This is a genomic window from Acinetobacter sp. RIT698, assembly GCF_009668065.1.
GTDB classification, from domain to species: Bacteria; Pseudomonadota; Gammaproteobacteria; order Pseudomonadales; family Moraxellaceae; genus Acinetobacter; species Acinetobacter guillouiae.
Genome location: NZ_WJYH01000043.1, coordinates 17,069 through 36,957, shown reverse-complemented (window position 1 = coordinate 36,957; position 19,889 = coordinate 17,069). Strand labels below are relative to the sequence as shown.

Genomic DNA, 19,889 nt, shown 5'->3' with positions numbered 1-19,889 from the left:
GCAAGTTTGATCGTTAATTCAAAATATCTATATTTAATATTAAACTTGAAACCAAAAAAGCTAATCATCATGGGACTAACTTATGTGTTCAAACTATGAAATTCCCAACCGAAGTGCCCTCACCCTACTTGATGTCAAGCCTGATCAGCTAGATCTTGAATTAAAGTCACACGTTTATCCAGGTTATCATGCACCAATAATCATGCGTGGTTTTGATTTAGATGTTGGTAAATTCGGTCTATTGCCATCGTGGGCAAAAGACTTCAAGTTCAGTTCTCATACTTATAATGCTCGAACTGAAACTGTTGCAGAAAAACCAAGCTTTCGACACGCATGGAAGTACAGTAAATTTTGTCTTGTGCCAGTCCAAGAGTTTTACGAGCCCAAGTATATTGAAGGTAAACCACATTGGTACACAATCAAACGTGAGGACGACCACCCATTCACCGTTGCTGCAATCTATGATGATGCAGTAATTGATGGAATAAAAATAAGATCATTTTCAATGCTCACTATTAATTCCGACAATCATCCTTTCATGAAGCAGTTTCACGCGCCTGCCGATGAAAAACGCTCAATTATAGTAATTCCAGAAGAATATAGAAAAGATTGGCTCAATGTTGACCGTGAAAACGCACATGAGTACTTCTTTGAAATGCGTGACGAGTTTGTGACTTTCCCGCGTGACCATTCATCTGAAGTAGCCAAACAAAGTGATCTATTTTAGATCACCTATGATTATCCACAGCTTTTAAATTTGAAATTTTAAAACATACAAACTAAACTCTTGAATATGTAACGTAATCAAGTGGTGTTTTTATGAATATTAAATTAGATGACAGCTCATCAAAAGCTAAACTTCAAAGGCTTAAAGATGCAAATCTAGATCACTTGAAAAACTCAAAAGTTATTGATATCAAATCATATTCAACTAAAGCGGCATGTCTATCTGACATATCAAGAATATCGTCATTTCAGGCAATCACGAAGTATTCCATTCCACTTGTTTTAAACAAAATTGCTGCAGGCTTCCCCTCCCCAGCAGAAGACTATATTGATAAAACAGTCGACATGAATGACCTCCTTATTTCAAATAAAGAAGCCACATTCATTGTTCAAGTTGAGTCTCTTTCGATGAAAGACATTGGAATTGATATCAATGATTACTTGATTGTTGATAGAAGTATTCGCTCACAGCATCAAGATATCGTTATCGCATTCATCGACAATGATTTCACTGTAAAAAGAATGATGATTACAAAACGCATGTCTCATGATGAATTGTTTGATATTTTTCATAATGAAAGTGATCTTAGAAATTTGCCCGCAGTATGGCTTAAACCTGAAAACATTGAATACAAACCTATCCTCCCCCGCAATGAACAAGAATTAGTAATCTGGGGCGTTGTCACCAAAGTTATTAAGAACTTTAAATGAAACATGAAGAAAAGATATTTGCTCTTATTGATATCAATAATTGCTATGTCTCGTGTGAACGCTTCTTTAATCCCAAGTTGAATAATGTCCCTGTCATCGTACTCTCAAACAATGATGGTTGCGCTGTTGCTAGATCAAATGAAGCTAAAGCTATGGGCATCAAGATGGGTGTTCCTCTCTTTCAGATCAAAGATGTAGTCCAGAAAAACCATGTTCAAGTGCTTTCAAGCAATTACGCGATATATGCGGAAATGTCACGTAGATTTCATTCGATACTTGCAGGTTATGTCGCACCACATGAGCAAGAGATTTACAGCATAGATGAATGCTTTCTAGATCTCACAAGTTTTAAGAATAACTATGATCTTGTGGAGTATTGCCAGGGAATGCGCGAACGTATCCAAGAATGGATCGGATTGCCCGTATCCATTGGAATAGGAAGATCAAAGACTGAAGCAAAAATCGCTAATCACATGGCGAAGAAAGGCAAACGTTTTAATGGGGTGTGTGATCTGGCCACTATGGACCCAAAACATCGTGATTACTTCTGGTCATTAGTAGAAGTTGGTGAAGTATGGGGTGTAGGGAGAAAGCAGAATAAAAAGCTTAATGAAATGGGGATAAAAACTGTTTTAGATTTATCTAAAGCGAATCCTCCAATCATGGGAAAAATGTTCACTGTCTGCATGCAGAGAACAGTTTTAGAGCTTCAAGGTATCTCATGTATGCCTATTGATGACCAGCCAAAACCGAAACAGCAAATTGTGGCAAGTCGTTCTTTTGGTGTGAAAATCACTGAGCTGCAGGACTTAAAAGAAGCAATGTCGAAGTATGTGCAAGACGCTGTTGGGCGCTTGAGAAAAGAGAAACTATTGTGTGGTGTTATCACGGCTTTTGTTCAATCAAACCCATTTGACGCTTCTGTGCCCTATTACAGCAAAGCACAGACCTATAAGTTCGCTGAACCAACTGACTGTGTTCTTGATCTTGTTGAAGTTGCTTACTTACTATTGGAAAGAATTTATAAACCAGACATCAAGTACAAAAAGTGTGGTGTGTTTTATTCAGAGTTAATTCAAAAGTCAAATCATATCCCGGACTTGCTTTCTGACCATGAGGCAAGAATACAGAATGAAAACTTGATGCAAGCCTATGAAGAAATACAGACAAAGTTTGGCAAAGCTAAGATTTCTGTAGGTCCTTGCTATTTCAAAGATCGAAAGTGGTCTATGAGTCGAGATATGTTGTCTAAGAATTACTTTACAAAGAACGGAATGATTAAGGTTAAGTGAATTTTAGTCAGAGTGGGCTTTTTACTGTTAATAATTAGACATATAATTACGTCAAATATTTTATAACCACTTAATTATGACTTTAAAAGATTCAGTTCAGACCGCAATTTTAGTTGTAGGATTTTTTTCACTCCTTGTATTTGGGGCAACTTATTATTTTGTACTTATTGATCCTGATTCAAGCAGCTACCCCTTAAAGGAATCATTGTCAATAACAGCTAGTTTTTTTGGTGGTTTTTCAACATTGGTAGCAGCATATATTGCTACACATCTGTATGAGGATTGGAGAGTTAGCCAAACTGCAATAAATAGGGCTGAATTAGCTAAAAATACACAATTATCACTGTATTCACTCGTGTGTTTATGTACTTTTTACTATAAATTAGCGTTTAATAAAAAAGCAATTCTTAATGGAGTAGATTTACCAGGCATAAATGAAGATTTTAAAAATAGAGCAAAATTATTGCCTTGGGAGTGTCATGTTTTAAAAAATGAATTTAAAAATGAATTTGATGTTTTATTTAAAAAATTTGAATTATCTCTACTAATGTATGAAAGATCTTTTGATATGCAATTTAAAGTTGATCAAAGCCATCTAGATAACTATCGATTTGCTATAGGTGGCGTGCTAAGAGATTTATCTCAATCCAAATCTAAATCTGAAATTAATTTAATGGCAGCGCATATGAACAAAATGCAATCAGAATTTGAAGAACATTTTGTAAAAAAGATAACAGCTGAAACATCTAAACATATCAATATAAATTCTAATGATTCAATTATTTGATATAATTTTATTCTTCACATCATCCAAAGCGTTAAAATAAATTCATCACAAGTCTTGACATTATTTTATTTTTTTATATATTTAATTTAAAACATATGTTTAGCACTACACAATTCAAGTTTTCTTTTTTGTTTAGCCCAAATTACTCATCAAAGAAAAGTGTTTAAATCTCATAATTGTGCTATCAGTTCTTAAGGTGTCAGGCAATCCCCTAAGTTTCAACAACATTAATTTGTTTTTGGAGCTTTTGCTTATGAGAAAAGATACCACTCAACCTATAAATATATCTAGAAAATTCTTTAAATTCCTTTTTAAAGAGATCTTGCGAACAATTGTCATTTATCTACTAAGGTTTTTATTTGAATGACTTTATTAATGCATCATTCAAAGCGCTACACTCATTGTATTTGGCAACTGTATCAATGATCCATAGCGTGATTTCTTTACCCTGCCCTTAATGCTCTTTAGGGTAGGGTTTCATTTAGAAATGACATTTCTCTAAAGTTTATCATTAGGTGTATTATGTTAATTTTAGAAATAAACAACAAAAGGAATAAGATGAGCGATGACTTTCGTTTTGTAAGTGATATAGCAAGCTCCTTAAGTGAGTTTAAGAAACTTATATCTAGTAATATATTCAACCAACCACAGAACCCTTTTTTTAAGTCAGCTTTAATTCACTTACTCATCCTCTCTCGAGATTTAACACATAAATCATATATAAAAGGGAAAACCATTGATTTTACAGATGATATGGTGGTGACTAATAAAATTAACAATGTAACATTCCTTATAAAACACGCAAGAGATGCTGTATGTCATATCGACTCAGACAATCATGTTCTATCAAAAGAAAATAATATTATGTTTACTTATAATGTAATAGTTGGAAAGGGAGTGTTAGCGCAATTTGGTGATTTAGTTATGTCTTCAGACTTTGACGATGATATCTGTATATTCTTTGGTGATCAAAAAATTTATCTTTTTCGTCACATTATAAGAGCAGTTAAAGAAGCTGAAAGCTATTTAAAAGAATTATATAAGAATTCAGAATATAATTTCTTCTTAAGTAATTGTTAAAATTAATTATCTCCAAATTCTTAAGTTTTAACATACCTCTATGAAAATAAATAATTCTAAATTTAACTTATTTATCCAAATTAGTTTTAAGTGAATAAGCCCTCACTGCGAGGGCCACGCTTCCCTTAATCTTTCTGCATCAGCTGCGTGTCCATCAGCTTTTTCTGCCATTGTTCGATATTCAATGATGCAGTTTTCGAGTATGTCACCACTGGTATTGGTGTACTCAATAATGGTTTCTTTGGAACTACTGGACAAGCGACTGCCTGCAATTTTGAGTTGCTTTGACAAGCTGTCAGCGCTGGCATTAGCAATGCGACTATCAGACTCAATTTGTTTAATTTTGGCATTATAGTTTTGCTCCGCTTCTAAACGTTGTTCAGACCATTGTTTCTCTTTGAGTGCTGAGTCTGCTTTGGCCTTTGCATTTTCAGCTTGCAGAATAATTTCAGTCTGTTTAAATTTCTCGATCTGGCCTGTTTTGTGGTTCAACAAGGCAAGGCAAACAAACAATAAAAAAGCAAGAAGTCCGATTAAGATTCCTCGCCAAAACTTCACAGCTAAATATAGGTAGGTCATTTTAAAAATAACTCCATTTCAGCTTTGCGACGTTTTACCAGTCCTGCCAAAACACGCCCACCCGCCTTATTCCACTTTGGAAATTCAGCTGCAGCACCTTTGTAGTCTTTGGCATTTAGCTTTTTAAGCAGAGTTGATTTGCTAAGGTTGCCTTCACCAAGATTGTAAGTGAATGAAGACAAGGCATCGAATTGGTTTTGATTAAGAGGCGCTTTCACCAAACGATTGATAGCATTTTCAAATACAACCAAGTCATTGCGAAGATAATGTTCTGCTTGAGATTCAGTGCATGTATCACCTTTTTTTACACGCACACCGTTCGGATATTTGATTGTGCCAAATCCAATGGTCCACACACCCACACCATCGTCATAGGCTTTCAAGCGCTTACCTTCAAAACCTTTGATTAGATTAACGCCTGGGTTACTTGTTTTCATGGCAACTTACCTCCCGAAACTACTGCTTTCCAAATCAACACAAATGTATCGATCGCTTTACCACCTAAATGCCCTGCCATGCCTGCAAGTACACCTATCAGCACCAACGGCATATCCCAATAAATACATAATAGAACTGTGATAATCCCTGCGAATGCAGAGATAATTAACTCACCGAAAAGTCGCATAAATATCTCCTTCAACGGCTTGGGTTCTTTTGACTGATTTAGTCTGCGAATAAAGGCAACCAAGCCTCCAAGCATTGCTAAAGCAATCATCCAGCCGTATGTAATGAGACCAGTAACGATCTCTTTTAATGTCTCTTTATCCACAAAACCCCCTAATTTTTGGCAATAAAAAAGCACCCGGTTGGGTGCCTGTATTTGGTTAATTTCATACTTCTATCTGAACCACAGTGCCCTCTGGTGCAGATCTTTTGATTTCATTATTTGAGATAAAAACCTTTGTACCGATTGTGAAGCGTGTATTGCTTGTACATAGCACTAGACCACTCCCATCGATCACTAAAACCTTATATTTGGGATGATCCACATGGGTGATGGTCCCAATAAATTCAGGTGATTTAGGTAGTAAATTTAGTAAACGTTTTAAAGCATTACTCATCTCGATTCACCCGTTCAACCTTAATTGCTTGATTGGTAACTGCATGAGTGAATGAGACAGAAACAGCATCAACTATGCCCCACCAACTCCCATTAAAACCGATCAATTCACCTGGCGAACATTCACCGATTTCAGCACTATTCGGCATCGCGATACTATGTGTTTCAACCATTCCCGCTTTTGCTAACTCAGCTTTCCCAAACACCCCCATGCTATCCACTGTAAATAATGGGTTATTCACTGTTTCAAGCAAAATATCTGCTGCAGTGCCTGAACGTTTAACTTGCCCAGTGTTACCATTTCGATCATTACTCAATGTAATACCGTTATAGTCTGGATAGAGCTCATAGTCAGTCGATAAATCCGTGACTATACTTTCGGGAATTAAACGATCGTAATCATTCAAAATCACGTTATCCCAAAAGGTTTTTTTGTACTTCGGTTTGATCGTGAGCTTATTACCGGCTTTCTCACTGTAAACAAAACCTCCTGCACTTTCTGCCAACATTTTAATGACGGCAATAGGCGTTTGATTGGAATAACTTAAACTGTTGATTGGAACAATCCAGCCCAGTACATCAACCAGTTTCCAATTCAATTCTGCTTGATTATTCACACGATCTAACTCAGCTTGAGCTAACTGTACTGAGGTTCTTTCATTCTCCTGTAAATAAGTTCTTGTGGGGGCGTATGGCGCATCGAGTAATGCAGATTGACTACGCCCAGATAAGGTATAAGTTATATAGCCAAACTTTTGGGATCTGCTGCGGTTTTCGAGTAGCATGTGATGCTCATGACCATTCACCATAATTTTTAAAATCACAGGTTGAGCATTGACTGGCTCAAGTTTACTGATTTCACTATTTGGAACGGTCAAGCTATACGACCAACACCATCGACTGCGATCGCTACTATAATTCCCATCAAGTACGTTGATATTTTCACCATTATCTAACCGTGTTACAGATAATTCATTCACGATGTACCACCAATTCTTATTGCTGATTTCAGGAATTTGCGGTTTCTGAGGATCAGGTAAACATTTATCAGGTTCAAAATTTAAATGAGCGTTTAAGCGATCAACTTCATCAGTGGTGCAACAGAAATTGAGCCTTATACTTTTCTTATTCCATCCATTAGGTGTAATTTCTTCAGGCTTTGGCCAAGGCTGAATTGCATGTTTTCGATAATGAATTGATTTCGCTTTTTCCCAAGGAATTGCGTCTGTTGTTATGAACTCTAAGCCTTGATCAGCAATGAATTGATAACGCTTTTCAAACACATGAGCGACTTCATGTGAGTATCGAATAATCTTGTTCTTTCGAACCAATTCAACCCAATCAAAAATTGCATGTATCTTGAGTTTATTGGATTCTTCAAAAACTAAATTTTGAGTAATGAAAGCTAGTTTATTTTCTTGCCAAACAAAGCCTGAAACACCTCTCAAAGTCACAGCCTGTTCATATACAGCACGTACAGCCCTATGTAGATTCAAGCCTTTTTCAAAACGATTGAACGGCTGAATACTTTGAGTTATACCAGATTCAAACTGAAGCCCATTTTGATGCGAGCGAATATAAGGATCTGACCAAACTAAACCAATTGAATTACTTAAAATTCTTGCCCGACACTGAAATGGATAAAGACTTTCACCAAACACCCCACGATTAAAATTTATATCAAAACGTGCATTTGATTCGGATTTAAAACTTGTTTGGATGGTGCTTTGCAGACTACAAAAGCGATCAATGATGACCGCATCTATAGCAGCATTGAATGCAGTTTTTACATTACTATCAATTGTTGAAGCATCACCCACCACACCTGTTATATAGCTTTCTAAGCGCGTCGATATAACTGAAGAAAGCGCATTATAGTCGTAAGCCTGAGCTTGCATTTTGGCAATGAAAGCTGTGTTTATAACGGTTTCTAATGACGCTGTTTCTGCATTCTCAGCCCCGAAATTTAATACTGTGGATCCTGTCGCAAGATCTTTAAATTTCAGGTCGACATGGTGAATCTTTGGAGGTGTATAGTTAGACACATGCTCACCTCTTAAACGTTCGGCTTAAACACAATCGAGTTCAACATTAAAGTGCTACCCTGTATTAGTCCCGGATTATTTAAGCTAATATCTGTTCCCACTTCAAAATCAGCAACAGCTTTCCCTGCTCCATTGAATAAACGTGCCCATACCGCTGTGCCATTTTTAACAACTACAGAAGCATCAGTTTGATGAAGCTCAATGCTGTCAGCATTCATTTTTTTAAAGCAAGGCTTAGGCAAAGTTAGAATAACCAAGCGAGCTGTATTATCTGCAGCAATATCTAAAGATTCGGGTTTAGAACTGCTATAAAAAACAAAGGTAGCATTTGCGCTACCTTGATCGATGTAAGTTGCCAATGCTTGCAATTGTGCAAGACTCGCTGCAATGGATGGGATAATCATCAGCTCACCTTATCCTGTACTGCAATATTGTATTCGCCTGCTGGATCTACAGCCAAAACATAACTTTTAGAATCACTTTGCCCAAAGAGTAAATATGAGCCGTCACTTTTAGAATGTGCTCGACTCAACAAATCCCCCGTAATTCGATTATAAGCCCGTACTGGACAAGCAATAGGAACGTTTAATTTCGTGGTTATCCCCTTAATTAAAATGTTCGCCTTATGCGCCAATGCTTTGGGTGAAAACTCACCATTCAAGATTTTAAAAGCTGGTCTTGTGCCGACTTGACTAAAATCACTTTCTCCAAACAGAATTTTCATGCTTTAACCTCCATCGTAAATGGTGAAAAATAGCATCCCCAAAACATTGTTTGTATCTGAGCGAAATCGACAACCGATATATGCTTTATTCGGTTCAGAAAAAATCGTGTAATTTGCAGTAGCAGTCGCATCATTCACACAGGCTTGCACCAACGGTAAAGCATCCATAATGTAACCGTCAGGATCTGCAAAATACAAAGGTGATAAAATATAACCTTCAGTTGGATCTGATTTAATTAGATTTGATGCAGCACCCGAGATAACACTTCCAAAACCACTTATAAAACGACTATATCGTGTGTTTACCATAGCCCCTGTATAGCCTGTCATTGCTGCGACTTCTACTCTGCCTGTATTAGAAAGTGATGTTCCAGTTATAATATAATCACTAGAACCACCAATATGGTTTACAGCACTTAAAAATGGTTTTGCAAGGCCCTTATGTTGTACTACACCAAATCCATAAGGACTCTCAAGAACAGCATTAATTGTTGAGCTATTGATTATATAGAAGCTGTCTTTAGTACCAATCAACACCCAGGGACGGTAACCATTTGTTGGGCTTGTTGATTCATAGGCGTATTGTGTAGTTGGAGCTTGATCCGATGATGCATAACGCCACTTATACCATCCGTTAAAAGCGCCTTCTCCAACCCAATTTCGAGTTGGCTTTAATGGATCGAATGGGGCTTGATTGCCAGTTAGATCATTAATACCAGTGCAAGAATCTAAAATCCCCACTTTGGCAAATTTTGCATAATTGGTGTTATAAGCAGGATCTAAACTATTATCTACCCGTAGAAAAAATGGATTTGCTATTCTATCTTTGGCGCTATAGATCGCTTTTTGTGTGCCTGAAAATGGTTTGGTCCATCCTAAGGATGCCAATTTACAAGAGATAGTTCCAGTAGCAATTAAATCTGGTGAATTGACTACAAATTCAATCGTGTTTGATGTCACGCCTAAAACTTTATGCTCACCGTTAAAAATCTGTTGTTCTGCATCAGATATTTCAATAACTTGAAATTGTTTAAAATTATGACTTGTACCAAAGGTTGCAGTTGCCACACCGTCTTTGGCGACCAATGTTGAAACCAATTGAGAGCCCATGCCTGTAATCAGACAAGCATCAAGCACATCAATCATACAACCCCACGAATTAGAGAGCTGAGGCGCATTGGTATTACTTGAGCTAAACCACTTAATATCAGTATTTGACATTTATTTTACTCATAAAAAAACCGCCTAAGGCGGTCATTAAAAATTAATAGGGGTTATAGGATGCGGTCTATATCACCACGTAGCATGATTTGAAATTGATCTGTAAGCTCAGTGGGTTCAGATTGTTTAACCGTGCGAATTACCCAAACTGGATGCATTGCTGCATGGGTATCAAAAAAGATTACATTGCCATTCGCCCAACCTGTTCCCCATCCCTCTTTTTTAATCTTGAAGTAAGACACTCCTGTAACTGGATTAATCGGGGCATTATCACTATTGATGTTGCCAGTACCAATTTGACCAGAATACTGACCAATAATTCTAAAGTTTGTATTATCAGTGAATACAAGTGCCCAACGTTCTTGAATTGCGCCCTTATTCGTCATCAATAAAGGATATAGCGCATCGTTATAACGTGCTGAAATGGGTGCACCTGTCGGCTCATCAACCCACACATTGCTCCAAGTGCCTTGTGAGAACATATTTGAATATCGAGCATACATATCGCCTACAACCAATGCAGATCCAACAATAGTATTTTCAGCCTCATAGTTATGTGTCAAAGGTTTGGTAAAAGTAATCTGCCCACTAATTTGTACATCACGAATTAAACCCATATCCTGATAACGATATTCAATGCTTAAAGGTGGAGTTAGTGCATTTACGGCGAAATCTCCATTTAATGTGACCTCACCATAATCGTAGTCTACAACGTACAAATCGAAAGGAACTTTCACGCCCTTACTGTCTCGGAGCTCACACCAAGAAATACGCTTATCAACTAAAAGATAGGTTTTGCCCGCAATATGATCAGGCATCACCATAGATTTGGCGGCACTGACGATGCCAATATCACCAACTCGGAATATAGGTACACGACCATTCGGGGGCAAACGTGTAGCAGATAGACCCAAAATCGAAGCATCAAGCGGAATATAGGTATATGCCACGGCATTGTATTTCACCGAGTCAGGAACAACCCAAACTGGCACATTAATGTACTTTTTATTCATTTCTTCATATTCTAAAAGTACGTCATACCAGTCTTTTGCTTCAATTTCTGGTCTATTGACTTCAGTAATTTCTGTCTTGGTATAGAAATCAATGTCTATAAAACCAGTTTCATAATTTACTGAACCATGCGCTTTTGCTGTATCTACTTTTCCCAGTTCATCAAACTGGATGGTCAAAGCACCAAATTCAACCGTACTTAATACTACTGTTACTGACGATGGACGAATGGGAATGACAGGAATTCTAAAACTGATATGGTTTAATTCGATTGCGTCTGTAGTAGTGGTTAATGATTGCAATGAAATTGCACTATTGCTTGATGGTGTCCAAGAATCTAGTTCAACGTCGCCTGTTCCATAGTTGATGGATCCTGAGCTAATTCCTGTATTTGAAGCGCTATTTATGTTTCTAAATATCACGCCATTTCGATCAACATAAACATCATTACCCAATTTAAAACGCACTGAATTGGTCAAGACCTGTTCGCTAAACTGTGGAGTTAAATCCACTTTCAGCTTATCAGCAATAATTTGTTTTTCGTTAGAATTTAACTCAGGTGTATCTCGATATTTAATGTTGATATTGGTCGGATAATATGATTTTAATACCTTTTTTTCAGACTGAATAGATTCTGTTTGTGGAGAATAGTAGCCCATTATTTGCTCCATGACTCAAAGACTTGATAGGTTTTTTGATATATCAATACTTCTAAAAATGGCTTAATCAGTACAGCACCAGTTATATAGTTGATGCCCCCGTGGGTGTTGCCTAACTTGTCATTCAAATTTCCCGTTGTATCATCAATTTTTGAATCAGTTAAAACCAATTCTCCCCAATGCTGGTTAAGTTGGTCTTGTAACTCCATTTTTAACTCAATACTGCCTGCTTGAAGCGCATTGCCCGTTCCAACATTAAAACTTAACTCCTGATCTGTTGATGGCGAAGTGATTAAGCTTTGATTTAGAGGGAAACCACTGTTGAAATTGATGGTAAACACCGTACCTTTTTGCGGTAACTGATTTGGAATGAATCTGGCTAGGCCAGTTGCGTAATTTATTTGTCCTGTGGCATCGCCTGTAAACTTGCCTTGTGCATTACTTGTCGCAACTTTTTCAACATCCTCAAGTTTCCATTTCACCATTACACTATTTGCCGCAACAGCCTCACCGAGTTGAAGCTCAAAACTTGGGCTCTCAATGGTTAAGTTTGAGCGTACAAAAGTTGAAATCGGTGTACACCACAACACCAGGATATTACTCCCCACGTCCGCAAGTTCACCTGTAGTCAGCAACCATGATCCTGTTTCATAATTGATTGAGCCAGATCCAATAGACGTTGCCCCAGCTTTAAGTTGTCCAGATCCATCGTCTTTAATTTCATAAAACTTACCTTTCACCATGAAAGATACAGAAACGCTACCCGGTGTAGGAGGCGGAATTAAAACACCTGTCCAGTTTGAACCCTGATTTGCTTGAGTGACTTTAATAGATTGGCTCTGTGTATTTTGAGTTGGTGCAGAAGCAGGTTTAAAAGATACATTTAAATTCAATGATCCTGTACCTGCTGCACTGGTCCATTGAATTAAGCCTTTTTGATAATCAATTGTTCCGACTTGTGTACCTGAGGTTGTTTTGAGTAATCCACCTATATCATTTATCAGTAGATTAAATAAAGTGAAGCTCACACTTGATGGCATGATGCTTGAGCCCAAATAGAGATTTTGAGCTTCGGCAACATAGGTTGGATAACTCGCTGTAACTACCCCATCATTACCTGGCACCAATGCTACTTTTTCACCTGCAGCATTTACATCAATGATTGCAGTTTCGCTTTGAGCACTGGGGATAATCTGAGTAAATACATCCTGGACATTGACTGTAAACTCACCCACTTGAATTTTTTCAGTGGCTTTAGTCGAAGAATAGTATTTACCAGTATCTGCTACCAATGTCTCACGGATGATCGTTGTGGATTTTTCACCGCCATACCAACTTTTTGCAGACAAGCCAACAAAGTCTGTTTCAAGCGGATCGCTAATACTATAAGTCGCAATCTTATATTCGATTTCTTTTAACTCGATGACAATCTTTGAAATACGAGTTTCAACTTTTAAAATACGAACATATTGCTCATGACTATTTACTTTGCCCTCATTTGAAACCAATACAATCGCATCACCGACATTACTTTCAGTTTCAGTGGTAAACATACAGACTTGAATCTGTTTCATGCCCTGCCAAAGCGTATCAAGTGGTGTACCTGCGATTTGCCCACCTTTAGCAAGATATGACTCAACTCTGTTTTGCGCTGATTTTCGCTCATCCGTATAACTTCCTGTGCTGAATAGCAAAGCAGATACTGCAGGATCTTTGGGTGTTTCAGAAATAAATACAGTAGAACCCATTAATAGATCGGTATCATTAGTCGATACTGCAGGAAAAACTTTGCGCATCGATACGTCACCAAGCGTGCGGTCCAATTCAGATACATCATTGAAAAGGTTATTACTCTGACCATCTATAATGACTTGGCCAGAGTATTTACCGCCCCCGTTATCTGTATCAGTCAAACGTTCCGACTTGTAAATTACAATGTCTTTGGTTTCAATCATCATTTAGCTCCAAAAATCGCATTGTGACGTTGTAATAATCATCTTCAGATACTGTAGGAAGGCCCTTAACGGGCTTGGCTTCAATCGCACCAGCTTCATGATTAAATATAACTTTGAATTTTCGCTTATCATGAGGATAATCAAACTCAAGGTAAAAATGCTCTTGAAGTGCTGACCAGTCCATAATTTTGCTGAGTTCACGGCGTTTCACCCACCCCATACTTGCCTCTGAAGGGATTAAAGTTATCGGACGCCCCGCCTTTTTCTTACCCTCTTGAACAATCAAAGCGCCATCAATAGCTCTATCTTGTTTTTGCTCAATAGGATTCCAATCAAATTCGTCAGACCATAAAAAACCGTTCTCTAAAGGAACGGTTTGATTAGTCGCTTTTCGTATTAATTTCATGTATTAGCTACTCTTATTAATGGTTTCAAGTTGCTTCAAAAGATCATTAAACATCGCTTCTTGACTAGCATCACCAGATAAACTCAATGATTTACCATTAAAATTAATGTTGTATTGAACGGATTTACCTGAAACATTCGCACTACCACTATTTATCAATCCTTTCGTAGCATCATTGTTTGAGTACACCTTAGGAGCTAAAGATTGAATTGTGGATTGAGCTTTACCATCATTATATTTTTGAAGTGTCTGTTCGATATATCTTGAACCGTCATAGCCTGCTAATCCTTTCTTTCTTAACTCTTGATACAACATACCTGAAATATCCGTAAGCCCGCCAAGACTTCGATTCTTTTGCAGAACGTCTTGGTCTTTTGCGAGTGCGGTACCAAAAATATTTTGAGCTATTGACTCAGCTTGAGCATCGTCATAACCCATTTTTTTAAGCTCATCCCGGACATAACTCTTCGTATAGGATGTACTTGAAACAGCATTGGATTTTTTGGATTTTTCTTCTTTCGTTTTGGCTTCTGCCTCAGATTTTGCACTTAAAGCCTCATTCCATGCATCAATTGAATTTTGAGCCTCTTCTCTTGCAACCGCACCCATTTCACGATAGGCACTTGTTACACCGCTTGAAACAGTTGAAGCATGAGAAGAAGCAGCTTTATTCATTTCAACATAAGACTGTACAACTGCCTTTCCTGTATCATCAATTTGAACAGATAAACCAAGTGATGCAGCTTTTGCTTGAGTATGAGCAATTACAGCTTGATCACCTGAAGCAATCGCTGCTTGAATGGTTCTTTCATAAGCTTGTCTTAAACTTTCAGCCGTGGCTTGGCCACTACTTTGAATGGTATTAAAATCTGCCAAAGCTGATTGGGCTGCAAGCTTTAACTGCTCTTTAGTTTTAATCCCCAGACGTTCAAATGCTTGCTCAACAGGATTAAGATCACCTGGTAATTTCTGAACAACTTGTCGGATGGCTTGCATTCCCATTGCGACCTGTTCAGTAGATAGCTTTCCTTGTACACCAAATTCTTGAAGTTTTGATTTTGCATAATCAATTTCAGTTTGTGACTTTGCTGTTTCTAACCATTTTACCCACGCTTGATATGTGACTTCGCCAGCTTGCTTGCCCTGAACACCCAAAGCTGTGAGATTTTTTGAGAAGTTAACAACATTTACTTCCCCAGCTTTGAACTTTTCTGAAATTCTACTTAATAGAATATCTAAGTCTAGATCTAAAGCAGTAGCTGCTTTCCTTGCAACATCAGCGGAAGATTTCAAACCTGATGCAACCTCGGCTGAACGCGATTTTCGAGCTATATTTAATTCTTCTTCCTTTGTGTTAATAGCTGCCAATGCATCTTGCGCAGATTTTAAAGCATTTAAATCCCCAGTTTTTCTGGCTTCTTCAAATTGCTTTGTTAAGCTAATTCTTTCGGCAGCACTACTCTTAACAAAAGTTTGATAATCCTCCTCAGCTTTAATAGATTGTTTCTTGGCTAACTCGATAGCTTTTGCATTATCTTCAGTTGCCTTTTTTGCTTCGAGCATTGATGTAACTACAACCTTACCTGATGCCTCTAAAGTCACCATGTAACCTTTACTAATTAAATCAGCTTGCAATACACCATCCATTACACCTTTGTTAGCTTGAATGGCTGCTTCAGCATATTGTTGAACAGCTTTTAGTTTTTCATCCTCACTTGCTTTTTTACCTGTCGTTTCAGTTTGTTGGTCAGCTAGAATTTGATCAAGTTTCACTTTTGAAGAAACAACAGCTTCAGCATCTTTTTGTTTTTGAGTTTTAGAAATTGACTCAAGAGCTTCAATTCCTTTGGATTTAAATTCTAGTGCTCCTTCTGAAGCTTTTTGATAATAGCCTTGGGCTTTTTGAGATAATTCTTCATATTCTTTTAAAGCTGCATCTTTGTATTCACCAAAAAGAAGTTTAGATTTCCAATAGGTAAATGCAGCAGCCACATCATATACAGCACCAGCCAATAAACTAATACCAATTTTTAGCCCACTAAATCCATCACTAATAAAGCCAATTACGACATTTAATGCTTGAAATAGTTTTGTAAGACCGTTGGTTTTATCAGTTAAACCATCAACACCACTTTCGAAATCAAACACACTTGAAAGTGCAGTATTAAGTAAATCAAAGGTGACTTCAAAAGTGCTGCCTAAAACACTTCCTATGTTTTTTAATGCTTCATAAGCTGAAAGCAATGCAGTTTTTAGTGCCTCAATTGTTGCAGGGTCAATTTTCTTAAGTTGATCACCAACCCAAACAAATCCCTCCCCAATGTCATAAAGCACAACATCTAGATCTTGAATATTATCAGCAAGTATTACAAGCCACTGGGCCACGGTAGATGAAGCACCATTTGCCTGATCCATTTGACCAATTAGAATCTCCCAACTTGTAGATATTCGTTGTAAAGCATTACTAATCGTTGTTGGGAATTTATCATATGTTGCTTGCACTGATACGGATTGACTTTGAAGCGCCTTTACTACACGTTCAGAAGAAAGCTCGCCAGCTTCAGCCATCTTGCGAAGCTCACCTGTAGTTACACCTAAGCCTCTAGCTAAAGCTTCAGCTAATCCATAACCACCTTCCATGATGCTGTTAAATTCTTCACCTCGAAGAACACCACCTTGCATTGCTTGAATAAATTGAGTGACTGCACCATCTGCAGCCTCTGCTGTGCCACCACCAATCTTAATCGCCTGGGTAACCGTCTTTGTTAGTTCTAACGCTTGTTGTTGCGTCATCCCCATATCTTTACCCACAGTGTTTAAACGAGTGAATAAATCAGCTGTTGTGGTCAGATTTGAATTGGTAGCTAAAGCAACTTGATGGACACCAGCCATTGCTTGGTTAAAGTTACCACTATCTTTAGTGGCAATATTTATACGTGCTGATAAGCTTGTATATGAATCGGCAGCCTGAGCTATTCCTTGTACACTTAGGCCAACTCCCACAGCAGCCATTGCAGCAACTAATGCATTTACAGCGAACTTAGCACCATTCATTCCCTGCTGTAAGCCAGTAGTATTGGCTAACAGGTTTAAGCGAAAATCCATTGATCCTAAAGCCATATATTCCTCAACTTTTTAGCAGGCAATAAAAAACCACCCGAAGGTGGTCTCATTTATGAATATCTTGAATATTTTGTTATTTATATGAGCGTAAACATATCAAGTGATATTCGTTTTCAAATTCAGTTTCAGCTCTTTTCATACCATCAGGGCTACTATATCTAGGTTTGCCATATGCTAATTTAATCATATTTTCTATTGAACTCTTGATTGCAGGTTCAGCATTAGGCAATAAATTATCAAATTGAGAGCTCATAGAAAGTCCAATTTGTCGATTATGCATAACGGCTCTTGCAGTTAGTGATGCTGATCTACAAATATCTTTCCATTCTTGTTCACTATAATTATTTGTTTTTGAGTCTTTATCTTCATCAGCACTAGTTTGATTGTAGTCTTCATTCGAAGTGGGATTTTCAACTTGATTAAAATAAGCGGTTTGTTTAGCTTTAACAGACTTTTCGAGTTCTTTAGCCTTGATTCTTGCTTCATATTCTTTTTGAGCTTGAATTTCATCAATCTTATTTTGCATAAGCCTTGTATTTTGCTCAATTTCTGCCATTTTCAGTCTTGCCATATCTTCTTTATTATTCTTATTTATTAAATAACCAATCAATAGAACAATAATAATAAGAGCGCCTGCAACATACTTCACAGTTAACGCTCCCAAACAATTTTAGTTATAACTCCACCAATAACTGTAAGTGTGTATCTTACGCCATCTATTGTGTAGTAATAATCTGCAGCAAAAGCTAAACGCCCATTTGCATCCCTTGTTTTATATTCATATGAAGATTCTGGATTACCTAATGTATGAATCATATTGCCTTGAGTATCACCTTTACTCACAAAACTATTTGATGATCTTACACTTTGAGCTTCAGTTGCAGCATAAATACCGGTTGAAGTTAAAAATAAAAAAGCTAAAAATAATTTTTTCATGATATTCCCCTCATTATTTGAACAGAATATATATTGCCTTAAAGTTGTGCAATGTGAAATTCAGAATTTATTCATACTATCTATATACTTACTAAATCCATTTTTGTCAGCATGATAAGCAACACGCATATTATTTCCCATGCTTAGCAAGCTATTTCTTTCATTTCGTTGTGCTGCCTTGAGGTACTCTTTAAAAGTTCCAAAGCTATAATTTAAAATATCTAAATGTCTATGCCCTTTACTTATCAAGAACTGAAATGAATCAAACCAGGTGTACTTCTCTTTAGAATCGATTTTCTTATTATTTTCTTGGTTGAAATATGCATTGTTTACCCTGATCACATTTTTAAATAGCTCAAGTAACTCGCCTTCATTTTCTAATAATTTAGGATCTAAATCTGAAACATTTGTTGCTAAAGAAGCAACCATGATTACTTGAAATTTAAGTTTTTTAAAAACATCAGCAAATACTTCATCACTAAAATTATTATTAAACATAATTCTAATTGGCTCAGCAAATTCGGACCATTGATCAAAATCTTTCATTAAAACTTGTCGAATTTCAATTTCGTCATTAAATACTGATCTGTTTGAAGCTAAGAAGAACTCATTCATTTTTAATCCTAAACACAGGCACAAAAAAAGACGCTTATGCGCCCCTGTGCCTGTTGTCTTAATTACGCTGCTGGAATTGTCACAACATGGCCATATAAACCAAGTGTAGGATCTAAGCCTTTTTCAGTGTCTGAAAGTGATTGACCTGAGATTTCGTATTGACCTAACTCTTCATGGATCAATGGGAAAGTTGTTTCAGGTGATTTTTTAGTACGCCACAAACGTACAGCAATATTTTCTCCAGTTGCAGTATTAATTCCTTTAAAGAACAACTCGTATTCTTTATTGAATTCACTCGCGATCGTTGTGTGACTTACTTTACCAGTAGTGAAGCTGGCTGTTACTGGGTCCGCAATTAACTCATTAAATGTAATCGTACCAAACACTGCATCAAGCGTATATTTATCAGCTGCGATCGTCGTAGATCCCGTTTTAAAAGATACTTGAGTTAAGTTGTAGCCATCAAGTTTAATTTCTTGGCCTACTTTAATTGTTCCAAGTACTTGGTCTGTAACTGTAACACTGGCAACCTCCGATTTCATACCTGACAAGATGTATTGCAGATTTGCTTCATCTACTTCTTCAAGTTGCCCTTTGAAATTAACACCTGTTGTCTTGGTTAATACAAAATCGGTGGTCCGTTGTCCTGATGTGCTTTCTTGATGTTCAACCTGATCTGTTGTGATTTCAAGTTCGAATTCAGGAACGTTACCAAGATGACGCATACCCCCAGCAACACCATTCGCAATCTCAGATAGATAAAATTTACCCTGAAGCGAAATATATTTTTTAGCCATCTGTTTTGACCTCTTTAGCTGGTTTTGTTTGTGCAGATGGTTTCACTTCTTCAATGATCTTATCTGCTTCTAATCGTTTAATTTGGTCATCTGAAAGACCACCAATAGTGTCACCTTTTACAAAGCGGCCTACAGGCTGTAAAGCTTTATATGTTTTCATAG

At 37.2% G+C, this 19,889-nt stretch carries 22 protein-coding genes; 5 read left to right on the top strand and 17 right to left on the bottom strand.

Features of this window, described 5'->3' with window-relative positions:
* The first annotated feature begins 82 nt into the window (after positions 1–82).
* The 5 genes from GJV03_RS16650 (at position 83) to GJV03_RS16630 (ending at position 4,596) form a co-directional block, all read left to right on the top strand.
* Positions 83–727 (top strand): SOS response-associated peptidase family protein, encoded by a 645-nt coding sequence (locus GJV03_RS16650; protein WP_154130618.1) that lies wholly within the window; start codon positions 83–85, stop codon positions 725–727.
* Between the two features lie 92 nt (positions 728–819).
* Positions 820–1,437 carry a translesion error-prone DNA polymerase V autoproteolytic subunit gene (gene umuD / locus GJV03_RS16645; protein ID WP_154130617.1) on the top strand — a complete coding sequence of 206 codons (618 nt, stop codon included), beginning with the start codon at positions 820–822 and terminating at the stop codon, positions 1,435–1,437.
* On the top strand, positions 1,434–2,729 hold the full coding sequence (locus GJV03_RS16640; protein ID WP_154130616.1) for a Y-family DNA polymerase: 1,296 nt from the start codon (positions 1,434–1,436) through the stop codon (positions 2,727–2,729). The genes umuD and GJV03_RS16640 overlap by 4 nt, the downstream gene beginning before the upstream one ends.
* Before the next feature lie 76 nt (positions 2,730–2,805).
* The gene (locus GJV03_RS16635; protein WP_154130615.1) at positions 2,806–3,516 is read left to right on the top strand and encodes a hypothetical protein; all 711 of its coding nucleotides are present in this window, start codon (positions 2,806–2,808) and stop codon (positions 3,514–3,516) included.
* Positions 3,517–4,038: 522 nt separating this feature from the next.
* Positions 4,039–4,596: a hypothetical protein gene (locus GJV03_RS16630; RefSeq protein ID WP_252720727.1), complete on the top strand. Its 558-nt coding sequence runs from the start codon at positions 4,039–4,041 to the stop codon at positions 4,594–4,596.
* Between the two features lie 102 nt (positions 4,597–4,698).
* Here the strand turns inward: GJV03_RS16630 and GJV03_RS16625 are convergent, their stop codons facing one another.
* From GJV03_RS16625 to GJV03_RS21530, 17 genes are all read right to left on the bottom strand, one after another.
* Positions 4,699–5,175 carry a hypothetical protein gene (locus tag GJV03_RS16625; protein ID WP_154130614.1) on the bottom strand — a complete coding sequence of 159 codons (477 nt, stop codon included), beginning with the start codon at positions 5,173–5,175 and terminating at the stop codon, positions 4,699–4,701.
* Entirely contained in the window at positions 5,172–5,612 is a 441-nt protein-coding gene (locus tag GJV03_RS16620) for a lysozyme (RefSeq protein ID WP_154130613.1), read from the bottom strand. The genes GJV03_RS16625 and GJV03_RS16620 overlap by 4 nt, the downstream gene beginning before the upstream one ends.
* Positions 5,609–5,944, bottom strand: a complete 336-nt coding sequence (locus tag GJV03_RS16615) for a phage holin family protein (RefSeq protein ID WP_034708947.1) — start codon at positions 5,942–5,944, stop codon at positions 5,609–5,611. Before GJV03_RS16615 ends, GJV03_RS16620 begins: the two co-directional genes overlap by 4 nt.
* A gap of 61 nt (positions 5,945–6,005) precedes the next feature.
* Positions 6,006–6,236: a hypothetical protein gene (locus tag GJV03_RS16610; RefSeq protein WP_004724441.1), complete on the bottom strand. Its 231-nt coding sequence runs from the start codon at positions 6,234–6,236 to the stop codon at positions 6,006–6,008.
* A complete protein-coding gene (locus GJV03_RS16605; protein ID WP_354666869.1) occupies positions 6,229–8,280 on the bottom strand; it encodes a hypothetical protein in 2,052 nt (683 codons plus the stop codon). The genes GJV03_RS16610 and GJV03_RS16605 overlap by 8 nt, the downstream gene beginning before the upstream one ends.
* Before the next feature lie 11 nt (positions 8,281–8,291).
* Positions 8,292–8,684, bottom strand: coding sequence for a hypothetical protein (locus GJV03_RS16600; RefSeq protein ID WP_154130612.1), 393 nt, complete (start codon positions 8,682–8,684; stop codon positions 8,292–8,294).
* Positions 8,684–9,004 (bottom strand): hypothetical protein, encoded by a 321-nt coding sequence (locus GJV03_RS16595; RefSeq protein ID WP_154130611.1) that lies wholly within the window; start codon positions 9,002–9,004, stop codon positions 8,684–8,686. The genes GJV03_RS16600 and GJV03_RS16595 overlap by 1 nt, the downstream gene beginning before the upstream one ends.
* Before the next feature lie 3 nt (positions 9,005–9,007).
* Positions 9,008–10,225: a hypothetical protein gene (locus tag GJV03_RS16590; RefSeq protein ID WP_154130610.1), complete on the bottom strand. Its 1,218-nt coding sequence runs from the start codon at positions 10,223–10,225 to the stop codon at positions 9,008–9,010.
* A gap of 53 nt (positions 10,226–10,278) precedes the next feature.
* The gene (locus tag GJV03_RS16585) at positions 10,279–11,895 is read right to left on the bottom strand and encodes a hypothetical protein (protein ID WP_154130609.1); all 1,617 of its coding nucleotides are present in this window, start codon (positions 11,893–11,895) and stop codon (positions 10,279–10,281) included.
* Positions 11,895–13,853, bottom strand: a complete 1,959-nt coding sequence (locus tag GJV03_RS16580; RefSeq protein WP_171501870.1) for a hypothetical protein — start codon at positions 13,851–13,853, stop codon at positions 11,895–11,897. The genes GJV03_RS16585 and GJV03_RS16580 overlap by 1 nt, the downstream gene beginning before the upstream one ends.
* Positions 13,843–14,256 (bottom strand): hypothetical protein, encoded by a 414-nt coding sequence (locus GJV03_RS16575; protein WP_154130608.1) that lies wholly within the window; start codon positions 14,254–14,256, stop codon positions 13,843–13,845. The genes GJV03_RS16580 and GJV03_RS16575 overlap by 11 nt, the downstream gene beginning before the upstream one ends.
* A gap of 3 nt (positions 14,257–14,259) precedes the next feature.
* Positions 14,260–17,376 (bottom strand): tape measure protein, encoded by a 3,117-nt coding sequence (locus GJV03_RS16570; protein WP_154130607.1) that lies wholly within the window; start codon positions 17,374–17,376, stop codon positions 14,260–14,262.
* Positions 17,377–17,452: 76 nt separating this feature from the next.
* Positions 17,453–18,028 carry a hypothetical protein gene (locus tag GJV03_RS16565; RefSeq protein ID WP_354666868.1) on the bottom strand — a complete coding sequence of 192 codons (576 nt, stop codon included), beginning with the start codon at positions 18,026–18,028 and terminating at the stop codon, positions 17,453–17,455.
* 2 nt (positions 18,029–18,030) lie between these two features.
* On the bottom strand, positions 18,031–18,315 hold the full coding sequence (locus GJV03_RS16560; RefSeq protein WP_154130605.1) for a hypothetical protein: 285 nt from the start codon (positions 18,313–18,315) through the stop codon (positions 18,031–18,033).
* A 60-nt stretch (positions 18,316–18,375) separates the two neighbouring features.
* Complete coding sequence (locus tag GJV03_RS16555) at positions 18,376–18,930, bottom strand: hypothetical protein (protein ID WP_154130604.1); 555 nt, start codon at positions 18,928–18,930, stop codon at positions 18,376–18,378.
* A 62-nt stretch (positions 18,931–18,992) separates the two neighbouring features.
* Positions 18,993–19,727, bottom strand: coding sequence for a hypothetical protein (locus GJV03_RS16550; RefSeq protein WP_154130603.1), 735 nt, complete (start codon positions 19,725–19,727; stop codon positions 18,993–18,995).
* Positions 19,720–19,887, bottom strand: a complete 168-nt coding sequence (locus GJV03_RS21530) for a hypothetical protein (RefSeq protein WP_171501869.1) — start codon at positions 19,885–19,887, stop codon at positions 19,720–19,722. The genes GJV03_RS16550 and GJV03_RS21530 overlap by 8 nt, the downstream gene beginning before the upstream one ends.
* Positions 19,888–19,889 lie beyond the last annotated feature (2 nt).